Origin of the sequence: Ideonella lacteola, assembly GCF_038066555.1 — a bacterium.
Classification (GTDB): Bacteria; Pseudomonadota; Gammaproteobacteria; order Burkholderiales; family Burkholderiaceae_C; genus Ideonella; species Ideonella lacteola.
The window spans coordinates 631,942-644,859 of sequence record NZ_JBBUTG010000001.1 but is presented as its reverse complement, the minus strand read 5'-3'; the positions used below and the strand labels follow the sequence as shown (position 1 = coordinate 644,859).

Annotated in this window: 10 protein-coding genes; 3 read left to right on the top strand and 7 right to left on the bottom strand. The window is 67.1% G+C overall.

What is annotated here, in order from left to right:
- Positions 1–29 precede the first annotated feature (29 nt).
- Positions 30–1,010, bottom strand: a complete 981-nt coding sequence (locus AACH06_RS02720) for a hypothetical protein (protein ID WP_341424056.1) — start codon at positions 1,008–1,010, stop codon at positions 30–32.
- A 141-nt stretch (positions 1,011–1,151) separates the two neighbouring features.
- Here AACH06_RS02720 and AACH06_RS02715 point away from each other — a divergent pair, with 141 nt between their 5' ends.
- Both AACH06_RS02715 and AACH06_RS02710 read left to right on the top strand, forming a co-directional pair.
- Entirely contained in the window at positions 1,152–1,412 is a 261-nt protein-coding gene (locus AACH06_RS02715) for a hypothetical protein (protein WP_341424055.1), read from the top strand.
- 130 nt (positions 1,413–1,542) lie between these two features.
- Entirely contained in the window at positions 1,543–1,893 is a 351-nt protein-coding gene (locus tag AACH06_RS02710; RefSeq protein WP_341424054.1) for a YciI family protein, read from the top strand.
- A 94-nt stretch (positions 1,894–1,987) separates the two neighbouring features.
- Here AACH06_RS02710 and AACH06_RS02705 read toward each other — a convergent pair whose 3' ends face one another.
- Positions 1,988–5,218 (bottom strand): TIM-barrel domain-containing protein, encoded by a 3,231-nt coding sequence (locus tag AACH06_RS02705; RefSeq protein WP_341424053.1) that lies wholly within the window; start codon positions 5,216–5,218, stop codon positions 1,988–1,990.
- Between the two features lie 452 nt (positions 5,219–5,670).
- Here AACH06_RS02705 and AACH06_RS02700 point away from each other — a divergent pair, with 452 nt between their 5' ends.
- The gene (locus tag AACH06_RS02700; protein WP_341424052.1) at positions 5,671–6,321 is read left to right on the top strand and encodes an NUDIX hydrolase; all 651 of its coding nucleotides are present in this window, start codon (positions 5,671–5,673) and stop codon (positions 6,319–6,321) included.
- Between the two features lie 41 nt (positions 6,322–6,362).
- On the opposite strand, the gene truD is transcribed toward AACH06_RS02700, so the two are convergent.
- From truD to AACH06_RS02675, 5 genes are all read right to left on the bottom strand, one after another.
- Positions 6,363–7,376 carry a tRNA pseudouridine(13) synthase TruD gene (truD, locus tag AACH06_RS02695; protein ID WP_341424051.1) on the bottom strand — a complete coding sequence of 338 codons (1,014 nt, stop codon included), beginning with the start codon at positions 7,374–7,376 and terminating at the stop codon, positions 6,363–6,365.
- A gap of 233 nt (positions 7,377–7,609) precedes the next feature.
- Positions 7,610–8,548, bottom strand: coding sequence for a hypothetical protein (locus AACH06_RS02690; RefSeq protein ID WP_341424050.1), 939 nt, complete (start codon positions 8,546–8,548; stop codon positions 7,610–7,612).
- A 456-nt stretch (positions 8,549–9,004) separates the two neighbouring features.
- Positions 9,005–10,261 carry a hypothetical protein gene (locus tag AACH06_RS02685; RefSeq protein WP_341424049.1) on the bottom strand — a complete coding sequence of 419 codons (1,257 nt, stop codon included), beginning with the start codon at positions 10,259–10,261 and terminating at the stop codon, positions 9,005–9,007.
- Positions 10,262–10,449: 188 nt separating this feature from the next.
- Positions 10,450–10,848: an iron chaperone gene (locus AACH06_RS02680; RefSeq protein ID WP_341424047.1), complete on the bottom strand. Its 399-nt coding sequence runs from the start codon at positions 10,846–10,848 to the stop codon at positions 10,450–10,452.
- A gap of 291 nt (positions 10,849–11,139) precedes the next feature.
- Positions 11,140–12,777, bottom strand: a complete 1,638-nt coding sequence (locus AACH06_RS02675; protein WP_341424046.1) for a hypothetical protein — start codon at positions 12,775–12,777, stop codon at positions 11,140–11,142.
- Between the last annotated feature and the right edge of the window lie 141 nt (positions 12,778–12,918).

Here is a 12,918-nt window from a genome sequence, read left to right as displayed (position 1 = left end):
TCACGCGGCCCGCCACCGGCGCTCTGCGTCTACGCCATCGCCGCGGTCGGGCCGTGAGAACGGCACTCGCGGTCGTGCAGGGCCACCACCTCGGCGATGCGGGGGTGGATGGTGCCGGAGCCAGCGGCTTCGATGAAGCGGCACGATGAGTACTGGGCGGCCAGCGCCTCGTACTCGGCCACCCACTGTGCGCGAATCGGCGCGCGCTCGGGGGACACGGGCCACACACCGGGCCGCGGCCTCATGCGGCCGGGCATGCCGATGCGCCAGGGCTTGGCGGTGAGGCGGGCACGAAAGCAGTGCTGGTTGAGGCACATGCGCACATAGACCGGGTCGGTGCCCACCGCATCAAAGAACTGCGCCACCTCGGCATCACCGGGTGCACAGGGGCGGTGGGTGGCCAGCAGGCGAAGGCCGGCTGGTGTGCGGTACACACGCACATTCCACTCGGGGTGCGCCGCCAAGAAGCGGGCCAGTCGCCGCCGAGCCACCGCCTCGGCGCCGCCCAGGCTGGCCACGCCCAACCGGCGCGCCAGGGTCGCCAGCGGCGCGGCCAGGATCAGCGAGACCACCAGCAACCCCACCACGAGCCCGCTGCTGCCCCGCGCCGCACCCACTGCCACCGACAGCACGGCCAACACGGTCAGCGCCGCGATGAAGGGCCAGCGCGCCGGCGGCAATGCGAAATCGACGTCGGCAAACAGGGCATCGGGCGTGTTCAGGCAGCGCGCACCATAGGCATTGCGCGTGATCACATCCTCGCCGTGCCGTTCCAGCACCTCTTCTCGAATCGGCACACCCGCCGCGCCGTTGTAGGGCACCTTCGGTTCGCGTCGTGGCAGCTTTTCGCCGGCCAACAGGCGGCTCAAGGCCTCGTCGGCACGGCGCTCGGCCATGGCCGCGGCATCTTGCGCACTGACGGTGGACCAGCCAAAGCGCCGCACGGTGATCTGCCGGCCCTGCGCACGGTGCTGCCGGCGCGCCTCGGCCCAGAAATCGGGAACGATCATGGGGTGTTGTTCAGCCTCTTGGCGAGCCGCCCTCTGCGGGGCCAGCCTGCGGATCAGGCATCGCCGTCAGAAGGAAGGCGCAAAAGGTGCACGATGGCGTCGACCCTTCGCCGGGTGGCGTGCAGTTCGAAGCCCTGCCAAATGACACAGCAGCGTGGCCAAGGCGATGCCAGCGTACTCAGGCAGGCCCTTCCAAAGGCTGGCCAGGAACTGGATGAGCAAGCCGCAGGCGACGGCCAGCCAGCCATAAGCCCAACGGCCAGGGCCTGCATTCAAGGCGCGCTTGGCCTCTTCGTCGCGGCGCAAATCGCGCGCCAACTGTTGAACTTCCAGTTCGCCTATTTCTCGGCTCATGGCCCCCTCCAGGCTGGGATCGTCAATGCCCTCGGCGTGGGATTTTGACAGCGCCTCGGCGTCTGCGCATCCGGCCCCGCCCGCCCGTCGGGCGACCGCGGCCTACCTGTCGATCCCGAGCCTCGCCAATCGTCGTGACCTGGTGTGACTGGCCCATTCCACCGAAAAGGAGGCTCCCTTGCCGCGCTATCTGATTTCGTTCAACTACGGGGACATGAACGTGCCCGATGACGAGTTGCCGGCCGTGGGCGAAGCTGCCCGTGCCGTGGTGCGCCAAGCCAGCGAGGCGGGCGTGCTGGTCTTTGCCGGTGGGGTGGGAGAGCCGCAGGACACGCGCGTGGTGGCCCCGAACGGGCAGGTGCGTGTCGGCCCCAGGTCCCAGCGGGCCGAATTCATCGGGGGGCTCACCATCGTGGAGGTGGCAGGCCCCGCCGAGGCCTTGGCCTGGGGGGCCAAGATCGCGGCCGCCTGCCGATGCGATCAAGAGGTGCGCGAGTTCATGCCCGGCGCGCAGGTGTGCGGCGAATGAGCCCGCCGACCGGCCTGGCATCAGACCGGCTGGGGGCCAACATGTGGGTCAACAGGCGGGGGGCCGGCGGTACCGCCAGCCCCCGCTCTGCCGATCAGCGGTAGCTCACCGTCGTCTTGGCTTGCACGGAGCGCTGGGCCACCTGCACCGTCAGGCGCCGCAGGCCTGCGTCGTAGGCCCAGCTGCCGTTCGGGGCGGCCACGCCGTCGATCAACACGGCGCTGGGCGCAGCGGCATTCATGAAGGCCACACTCCAGCTGCGTTGCTGCACCTGGCCAGTAAAGCTGCCGCTCGCCGGCTTGATCGTCACGGTGTGGTCGCCGCCGGCCTCGTCGTAGGCCATCGCGGTGGTGGCGCTTTGCTTGAGGTCGGGGTTCTTGCCATCGTCCTCGTACAAGGTGAACTTGCCCTTGGCGCCCGTGGCCACGGTGACGGTCAGGGCCTTCATCGGGTTCTGGACATCGTTGGGCGCGTTGTCACTGCGGGTGACGAGCATGCCGCCCTCCTTCAAGAACACCGGCATGGCGTTCAGGTCGGTGGTGATGCTCTGGCTGCCGCCGCCGCTGTAGGTGGCGCCGGAGAAGTAGTCCGTCCACCGCCCCGAAGGGAACCACACCGATGTGCTGGTGGAGTTGCCCGCCGTCACCGCCGGGGCCACCAACAGATCGGGGCCGTAGAAGTACTGCGACCAGGCGGTCGTGTAGGCGGCCTCGGTCGTCGGGTACTCCAGGTACATGGCGCGAACCACCGGCACCCCCGTCTTGGTGGCCTTCCAAGCCAGCGAATAGGTCGTCGGCACAAGCTGCTCACGCAAGCGCAGGAACTTGATCGACGAGGCCTTGCCGGCCGGGCCGTACTGCCATGGCAGCCGATCGCTGTGGTTGCCGTGCAGACGCAGAATCGGCTGGAAGGTGCCCAGTTGCACCCAGCGGGCGTACATGTCGTCTGACATGCGCGTGCTGCCCGGCTCGGCGCCGGTGGTCTGGTCGCCCGCGTTGTTGAAGCCGCCGATGTCGTGGCTCACCGCCGACAAGCCGGTGGATGCCGATTCGGCCGGCGTGTAGCCCACCTCGGCCGCCAGCATCCGCCAGCTCGAAGTGGAATCGCCGGTGAAATGCACCGTGGTGCGTTTGTCGGCCCAGGGCCCGGTCGGCTCGTTGGGCTGGTTGTTGCCCGGGCTCACGCCGAACGCGCGCGAGAACGCGAAGCCTCGGCTGATCTGCTTGTTGGCATCGGTCGCGTACTGCTGGTTGATCCACGCGTCCGAGGTCACATCGCGCCGGCGGGTCTGTGCGCCGTCGCAGCACAGATCCAGCCACCAGAAGTCCACCCCCTGCTGCTCCATCGTCTGGTGCAGGCCCATGTAGGCAGCGAGCTGGTCGGGGTCGGCCCAATCGAAGCCGTAGCAACCGGCAGGATCCTGGCTCGACGGCCAGCCACAGAAGCTGGTCTTCGTGAGCTTGCCCTTCGCCGTGGCCTGGGCCTGGGCGAATTGCGGGTCAGAGCCGACGATCGACGAGTGGATGTTGAAGGTGGTGAAGATGCCCTGGCTGTGCAGCCAATTGAAGTAGCCCTTCGGATCGGGGAACTTGCGGGTGTCGATCTCCCAGCCGTTCCAGGTGTTGGGCGCCTTGAAATCGGTATCGGTGACCAGCACGTCGATCGGCACGCCTTCGGAGCGGAAGCGCGGGATGATGGTGTTCTGGTAGTCGGCTGCGGTGCGGTCGTAGTACTCGGAATACCAGACCCCGTAGGCCCAGCGCGGCAGCAGCATCGAGGGGCCGGTGAGCGTGGCCAGGTCGCCCAGTGCCTTCTTGTAGTTGCTGCCGTACGCGAACACATAGCCATCCTGGTAGGCCTGGTTCGTCGTCCGGCGCGCCGTCAGCTTGCCCGTCTGCGTGTCGTACAGCGCCGAGGGCGTGTCGTCCAGCAGATACCAGCCATCCCGGTACAGCAGGCCCGGTGTGATGGGGGCCACGCCGTCCACCCCGTCGACGCTGCGGCGGTAGCCCCCCAGCGCAACGTGCGGCGTCAGTGTGGGCGTGCCCAGGGGCGTGACGGCGATCGTGTCGGCATTGACGTGGCAGCTGGCGGCATCGGGGCAGCTCAGCAACAGGTCGTTCGTGCCAGCCTTCAACGCGATGTCGACCTGACCGGTCTTCCAGGTGTCCCAGTTGCCCGTCACCGGCAGGTTGAGGTTGGCGGCCACGCCGTTGGCGCTGACGCGCACCGTGCGGGTCTGGTTCAGGCCATCGCCGCCGGTGCTGTTGGCGTATCGCACCTGCAGCGTGTAGGTGCCATCGGCTGGCACATTGATGATGCGGGTGGTGATGCTCGCGCCCTGGTTCAGCTCGGCCACGAAGCTGCGACCAGCGAATCCGGCGTGGTCTTTCATCGGCGTGGCGGAACCGGCCAGCTTGCCGTTTTCGGCCTCGCACACGCTGCCGAAGGCGCACTCCAGCGCCTGGCGTGTCGACGTGTCTGGATAGCCCCCGCCCAGCGGCACCACGGCCAGGCTGTCGATGTTCACATTGCCGGAATCGCCGGCGGCGTGATACAGGCGCAAGGTGTTCTTGCCCGCGCTGAGCTGCACCTGGTTGCTCGCCACGGCCCAGGTGTTCCAGTCGGCGGTGATGGGCAGCGCGAGGGTTTGTGCGTTGCCGCCGGCCACCGCCACGGTGAGGCTGCGCTGCACGTGCTGGTTGTCGCCCGCCAGGCCATTGGCGTAACGAGCCTGGAACGAATAGGTGCCGGCGCTCGGCACGTTCACGTCCACGGTCAGGCCGTCTTCCACATTGGTGAAGCCAGCCGCGAAGCCATCGCCCGTGTAGCCGGTGTGGTCGGCGGCCACACCGTCGCCTGTCAGGGCCGTCTGCTCGGCCTCGCAGAGGTTGCCCAGGCCGCATTCGATGCGCTGCCAAGGCGCCGCGGTGACCGGCTGATCGCCGATCAACTGCACCACCAGGTTCTGGGCATTGAAGGCACCCGAGCCCACCTTGTACTTCAGCACCATGGCCGAGGTGGTGATGGTGAGCCAGCCATCCACGGTTTCAGACGTGAACTTGGGCTTGTCGAACTTGTTGCGGCCCACCACGTTGAAGGTGCCCGCATTGACGAACTGCTTGTCGCCCGCGTATTCGGTGCGCACCAGGCGGGGTGTCAACACCTCGAAACGGGCCGGCCCCGCCACCACCGCCCAATCGCGGGGGTTGCTGCCGGCCGCATGCGCGGCAGTGCCCCAGAACGCCTGGGTGCTGCAAAGGGCCAACGTGGCCACGGCCAAAGCCATCGGCGTGCGCTTGGCCGCCGGTGAACGAACGAACATGAATGCTCTCCTCTGATTCAACCTGTATGTGGATAGGCGACAGCGCCCGGTTCACAGGCGCTGCGCTGGTTGCCCCTCTTCAGTCGTCATCCGGTCACCCGGCGCGCCGGCCAGACCGGTGACAGGCTGCTTCTCGCCCGCGTTGTTCAGATCGTGTTCTCGCCCCCCTCATGGGTGAGAACCGTCTTCAATTCATGGAGCGGCCGGCAGAATGGCCCCTGCGATGAGGCAGGGCCAAGCCAGCCGTCGGACGGACAGCTCTGGGCCCGAGTGTCCGGCTGATCGGGCTGCCCAGGTGATCCAGGATTTCCATGGGCCTATACCGAATGCCAAGAAGAAGTGGGGTGTTGCCCTGAGGCGCGGCTGGCAACCCGATGCGCAGGAGAATCTGGCCACCGATCGCCGGCCTCTCCCCCCACTCCCAACCACCCACCCAGGAACCCGCAGCACCCATGCCGAACCCGGCTTCAAGCCCCTCGCCGAAGGCCTGGCACCCACAGCCCAACACCAAGGGCCAGCGCGTGCCCATCCACCAACCCCACCAGCCTTCCGACATGGCCTGCTGGGCACGACACGACAGCGTGGCGGTGGCCACGCCCCACAGTGCCCTACCCGCCGAGTTGCATGGCATACCCTTTGCGCCGTGGGGCGATGCGCCGCCCACCGAGGCGGCCTGGGAAGCCGTGGAAGGGCAAGCCGATCTGGACGAGCCGCCCTTCGAAACCTTGGGGCACCTCGACGCCGCAGCAGGCGTCGTCATCCGGGAAGCTGACGGCCGTGTGTGGATCTGCGCCCCCACCAATGCCTTCGGCGGCGCCTATGTCATCCCCAAAGGCCGGGCAGACGGCATGACGCTGCAGGCCACCGCGATCAAAGAGGCCTTCGAAGAATCCGGCCTGCGCGTGGCCATCACCGGCTTCATCGGCGACTTCAATCGAACCCGCACTCGAACCCGCTACTACCTGGCCCGCCGCGTGGGCGGCAGCCCGGCGAACATGGGCTGGGAATCGCAAGCAGTGCTGCTCGTACCGCCAGCACGGCTGGGCGAGTACCTGACGGGCACGGCGAACGAGAAGGTGCTGGCCGCGCTGAGGGCACGGTAGAGCTCGCGCCTGTTCCGTTCAGCCGCGAGCTGCGCAGGCCATCATTCGGCCGCCGCCACCTCGTACTCGGTGCGCCGTTCGGGCTCGGTGGTGCGCAGGATCTCGTTCAGCACCGAGGTGGCGTAATGGCCGGCGAGCAATGAGAACGTGAGCACGAGTTGATCGGCTTGCGGCCATTCCCATGACATGTCGGCCGGGCGTGCCACCAAGGGGCGGCGCTCTTGATCCAGACCGGCGTGTTCCATGCCGTTGCACAAGGTGGCATGGCGTTCGGCCACACCGTTTTCGAGCGCCTGCGCCTGATCGGTGGTCGTCACGCGGCCGCGGCCCCAGAGTGGCCCGGTGGGACGGCCGGAATCGTCCATCACGTCACCGGGCAGGGTTTGGCCCCAGAGCCCCTGCTGAATCCGCAAGGCCAGCACTTCATTGAAGACAAAGGAGCGCACCGCCGACAGGTAGATGCCCTTCTTCTTCGGGTTGCGCACGCGAATCTCGCGCGCCAGCATGGCCCTGCCCTGCTCGACGTTGCCGCCGTCATGCCCGAACCGCTGCGCGCCGAAGTAGTTGGGCACGCCTTGTGACGCCACCGCCTGGAGATTGGCCTCGATCGCATTTCGGTCGCCAGCCACATCACGCAACACGATGCGGAACCGGTTGCCTTGCAGATCACCAGGGCGCAGCTTCTTCACGTGGCGGCTCTGGCTCAGCACCTTGAATTCGGGGTGCTGAAGCTGGGTCAAGTCAGGCGTCTCACCCTTTGGCAGATAGATGCTGAACCACTGGCGGGTGATGGCGTAGCGGTCTTTGAGGCCGGCATAGCCCACGTCTCTTTCCTGCACGCCGGCTGCCTCGGCCAGCTGCTGGGCCACGAAGGCGGTGTTGGCACCGTTCTTCTCGACGTCAAGCCAAATGTGTTCGCCCTCACCCGAGGGCAGCTGCAGCGGCAGCTCGGTCACCACGAAATCTTCGTTGACGAGTTTCAGGGTGGCGCTGGCGCCGCTGGCCGGATAGGCGCTGGGCCACGGCGGCAGGGTCGTGTATTGAATGTCGGTCATGAGCGGTTGGACGGCACCAGCGGTGAATCGGGACAGCTTGTCTGGCCGACCAGGGGCGGTGCAAAAGGCCATTCTCCACTCACTCGCCCCACGCTCGTCACGCGCCCCACTCACGTGCCTCACTCAAGCGCCTCACTCAAGAACGTCGGCGACCGAGCCGGCAGGAAGACGCAGAAGGACGCAGGAGCACGCAAGAGGACGCGAGACGCATCCCCTTGCCGATGACCGCCCGTTCAGGGCAGCACGGTGATGCTGCTGTTGCCGCCGAACAGTGTGTCGAGGTCGGTGGTGCCGCCCAGCGCGGTGGAGACCAAGGCGCTGGCGTTGCCGGCCACGTCTTGCAGCGTCAACACCCACAGCAGATAGGTGCCTGGCGTTACCGGGGAGCCGTCGGCCCGCACCAGACGGCCGCTCATTTTCAGCGCCGTGGCCGCCTTGGCCGGCGTGCCGGTGGTGCCCATCACGCCGAAGCCATCGGCGCATTCCGTGCCATTGAACGGCAGCTTGCAGAACTGGGCCGAATAGACGTCCAGCCCCGAGGTGGCGGGCGAGCCCGTGTCCTGAGCGGTGACCGAGACGATGGCCAACGGGCTGGCACCGGCGGGCAGGCCCGCGGGCGGTGTAGAGAGCGACAGCACCGGCGTGTCCACCGCGCCAGAAATGAGGCTGGGCGGCACCGCGTCCGGCTGGGCATTGCTGACGGTGAAGTCGGTGTTGCCCAGCGCCGCCAGCGCCGCGTGGTCATACAAGCGCGCATTGCCGGCCAGATCGCGCACGTCCACCGATTGCACCGACCACGTGCCCGGCTCAGACCACCGCCCGAACTGCTCGCTGAACTCGATGTTCATGTGGCGCGGAAAACCGATCACCACCGGGCTGCTGAAGCGCTTGCTCGCACTGGCGTTGTAGCCCTCTTGACGGATGACGGTGCCAGTGGGCGAATGCATCTCGATGATGTAGTAGTAGACGCCCGACAGGTTGTCGCTGGCGCCCAGCTTCACCGTCACAGACTGGCCGGTGCGGCTGGCGTCCACACTGCCGCTGACCGAAAAGCTGGTGAGCGTGGGCGGCTGGGTGTCCAGCGCGGCGAGCGCCGGGCCGGCCGCGAAGCCCAGGCCCAAGAGCCCGACGTGCGCCAGAACTCGGGTGAAGGTACGAAGGATGCAGGTCATGAGGAGACTCCGGTTGAATGAGGAAGGAAGGTGATGAGCCGGCGCGGTGCAAAGCAACCTGCACGCCGACCTGCCCCCTCCAACGCAGATTCGGTCAACATCCGGACATGGACACCGCGGCGGATGTGCCGGGGCCGGTGTCGTCGGCGCAATCGGGCCTGGGCTGCCCGACGCCGCCGGCCCGCTTGCGCTTCCCCCAGGAGACTCTTGGGCGCCAACCCTGGCCCAGTCACCGAAGGCACCAGACCGTCGACGCACCAGTGGCCAATGTGTCGGGTGTGGGGGGTGCGGCGCCGACATTCACGAAAGCCGTGCACCCCGGCTGGCGGCCGATGCAGCCGGGCTCGCCAAACGTGCTTTTGCAGCCGCGATCACGATCTGGCTGATGGGTTCGCCAAGAGACGCTGAGCGATAGAGGTCGTCACCAAGATCAATGACGGCCAACGGCGGCGAGGTCTAAATTTTTAGCTCTTCTACAGCTTCGAGGTCGATATCTTCCCAACTATCGGGCACTTCGACTTGCTCGTCGGCCTCGTCCCGCGTGTCGCCGTTGCTTGGGATCTGAGGCAGGCTCGAAGTTGAGTTCGCCCAGAGGTCGTCCTTGGGGGATGTCGGGGCTTCGATGTTGGCAATGTGCGTCGCAAGGCCTTTTGCAATCTCATCAAGCCTGCCATGCCAGGCTGCCCCGTCTTTGCCAACCGGGAGCTTCGCTTGGTACTCCCGCACCTTGCTCGTGATGGCCTGAATCGCAGCCCGCCCCTTTTCACGACTCTTCGGGTCGCTGAAGAGATCCCTTGCCGCGTTGATCGACTCGGGGCTGATCAAGCCGGTGTTCCCCATCACCTCGTCAAAGCGGCGCACCGCTGCCACGTGGTTTTCAGAAGGCTTTTCGTCAAATGAAAGATTTTCGTCAGCGACGCTCCACGTTGGCGACCCGGTCGAGCTCGATGGGGGCTTCAATACGGTTCTGAACGACCAGCGCACCGAACCCCAGTCGGCTTGCTGGTCTCCCACCTGGGCCAGGACACCGGTTTCGAAGCTGTAGCTCCTGGGCTCAGTGGCGCTGGGGTGGTCCCACAGTTCAACGGGCTTTGCTGAGCGTTCCGTCCGATGACCGGGCTCGACGTTGACGGTGCGGTATTTGCCTTTGTCCTTGTGGCGCTCTGCCCCCGCTACGTTCTCTCCCTTTTCTCTGCGTATCGAGGCGTTGTAGGCAGGTGAGACGGGGCCCTGCGATGCGTAGCCCCGGATGCTGGCGCCCTCGCCTTTCTGGTCTACGAATCGTTTGTCACCGGCCTTCCAGACTTCACGGATGGCTTCTTCTTCCGTCCATTGGACGTCCTTGCCCTTGCCCGTCACCGCCACCGTTTGGACAAGCTCGATCACATCGGCGCGCGGCCCCTGCGCGTTGGGCTCAAACCGAATCAGCCCCTCTTCCCCGTAGGACTCACCACTGTCGAGACGGTGGCCCGGCTCCATGTCGATCGAGAGGATGCCATTGGCGAAAGTGCGTTCCCCCTTGATCGCACGTTGGATGGGGGCCTGAGCCTGCACAGAGCTGGTCGGGCCCAATGCAGCCTGAATCTGCCGGCGCTGCGCGAGCTGCCGCGGGCTCTCATCGACCGAGCGCGCCGAGCCCGGAGGGCGGCCGGTGGCCGGCCGCTGCAGCGCCGCCGGGCCATGGGCATCAACGCCTGCGGTGTGCAAGGCCAAACCGGCGGTGCGTAAGGGAGGCAGCCTGCCACTCACACTGAACCCCTGCCCGGCAAAACGATGGTGACCAGGGCCGAGGCAGAGTGCGGCGGCAGCCCCAGCGGCTGAACATCAATGGGCTCACCAGGGCGTGCGTGGGGGTTGGCCATGGTGGGAGTATGCGCGGTCGTGCCCGGGTCGCGGTGCCGTCAGGCCGAGCCCCTGTGCTGAGCGGGCTTGGCCCGGGGCTTGGCGTGGGCCTTGGCCGCGTTGGCGCGGGCCCGCGCCTGCACGATGTCCGTGATCAGATCGAGCGGTAGCGGCTGGCTGTAAGGGAACTGCAGATTGCCCTTGGGCCCCGCATACGGCGCCACCCGGGCCAGCAGCCCGGGCTCATCCACCGGCGGAAACAGGCCCAGGTGGTGCTTGAAGGCGCCGAAGTAGACCAGCACGCCCTGCTGGTACAGCGCCGGCATGCGGTAGCTGATCCGTTCTTCAGCCCCTGGCGCGGCCTGCCGCGCCGCGGTGCGCACGGCGCGGAGCACGGCCTGCACATCGGGCGCGAAAGCCGCGATGTATTCATCAACCGTAGCCGGAACGCCTGCCATTCAAACCCCCGTTTTCTGCGCCAGAAACTGGCTCGATGCGCCGCCTTCCGACAACGCAGCTGCCGAGTTGGTGGCCCTACCGTTGCCATCTGACGACCTCAAGCCGCCGGACGCGCCAAGCATAGCCAACGCATCGGGGCCAGGCTCCGCGCATACATCCATCATGGCTGGACGAGCACTATTCTCATCAGCGGGACGCTTGTGAGAGAACACCACCCGATGCAGCGAGACTCGCCAAGTCGTGCTCATGCTCACCCGCGCTGTCCGTGCTCTTGCTCACCCGCCCTGTCGTCATGCCCACGTCTCGCGCACAAAGTCCAGGAACGCGTGCGGGCTCAATAGATGCGGCAACCGTCGCTGCGTGATCGCGTTCTTCTCCGCCTGGAATGCCATCACGACCTGGATCTCGCCGTCCTCCAGCGCATGGTGGTGGACCATGCGGCACTGCCGGTATTCATCGCCGGTGCGCACCAGGGCCAGCACGGCGCATTCGTCCAGGCCCAGGATGGCCGGGAACTCCAGCATCAGCACCTCGATGCCGGCCATCTGGATCACCCTGCAGGCCAGGCCACCGGGCTCGACGCGCTCGGCCGCCGGCAGGGTGGCGGCCTTCTCAAGCCACATCCGCTGCAATTCGGCTGGGCCGTCGTCGCCCGCGAACCGGCTCCAGAACTGCGCGGGCTCCTTGATGAGGGTCTGGTGCAGTTCCGTCGTGACTTCCCAGTGGTGGCAACGCCGGCCGCGAGGGTCGATGTCCTGGTGCAGCAGCGAGGGCGGCACGGGTCGCTGGGCCGCACGATAGGCCTCGGGGCTGGGCCAGTGAGCCAGTGGCGGGGACGATGCCAGCGCCCCGCGCAGCCTTGACCACGCCTCGCGATCGCTCGCCTGCGGCACATGCGCGTAATGCGCGTCCAGCTGCTCGGCCACGCGGGGCGCCGCCGGGTTGCCGTTCAGCTGGGCCACCACCAGCCGCGCCGAGGGCTCCAGCAACCGCTCTTGCAGCGTGCACGAGCCGTCCGAACCCTGGGGGCGGCCCTGCCATGAGTAGCAGGTCTTGTAGGGCGTGCGGATGGCGGCGCCGCTGTTGTCGTTGAGCAGTTGGTCCAGCCCCGCAAGGTCGCGGCTCAGCTCAGCCAGCGGCAGCAGCTTGTCGCGCACCATGGCCAGCAAGCCGGGGAGCCTGCTGCGGTGGTCGAGGCCCCAGTGGTGCGAGGCGTCCGGCCCCGGCGCAAAGAACGCCAGGTTCAGGCGCAGGGCGTCGGGCCAAAACCGAGGGTGGGTTTGTGCCGCCGCGTGCACCGCGGTGCACGCCTCGTGGTGGACGCTGAACACCAGGTCAAGCCTCTCGTAGCGCATCAGCTGGACGACGAGCTGCTGGCGTACCGGCCCCAGCGTGCGGGTGAGCGTGATGGTGCGCACCGGCGTAGGCGCCTCCGGCTGCAGCGCAAAGCCATGCGAAGCCATGGCTTCGGCGAGCGCGGGCGCGAGCACGGCCATCACCTCGTCCTCGCCGCTCAGCATGTCGTTGGGCGGCGATTCGCCAGGGTCGGGCTGCCCGAATTCGGCGGGAATCACCCGCCCCCCGGGCAGAAAGCCGACGCCCAACTCGGGGTCGTAGGCGATCAGCCCCAAGCTCCCCGCGATCTCCACCGCCACGTGGTAAGCGCGCTGCGTGTTGGTGGACGGCAGGTCCAACTGCCACGCCGCACGGCGAACCGCGCTGGCGCGAGCGAGCAGCCCGCGCGATGCGCCCTCGCCCGCCGGCACAGGAAACTTGTCCTCGAAGCGCAGCGCGAACTCGATGAAGCGAAGATTCTTCCCATCGGGCTTGTCTTGCAGCACCTGCTGCAGCGCCTCCAGATCCTTCGCTGACGTGGGCAGGGGCACCGCGTGGCGGCTCAGGTCGAACAGGTACAGGCTGGAGTGCATGGCGGGCGTTGTATGTTGTGGAGCCGCGGTCTGCGCCGCGATGGATGGCGCGAACCCATTGTGGACGGACGCCGGGCACAAACATACATACGCCAAGACCGAGGGCCATCGGTAGTGGCTGCTTTGCAGCGGTTGCGATCG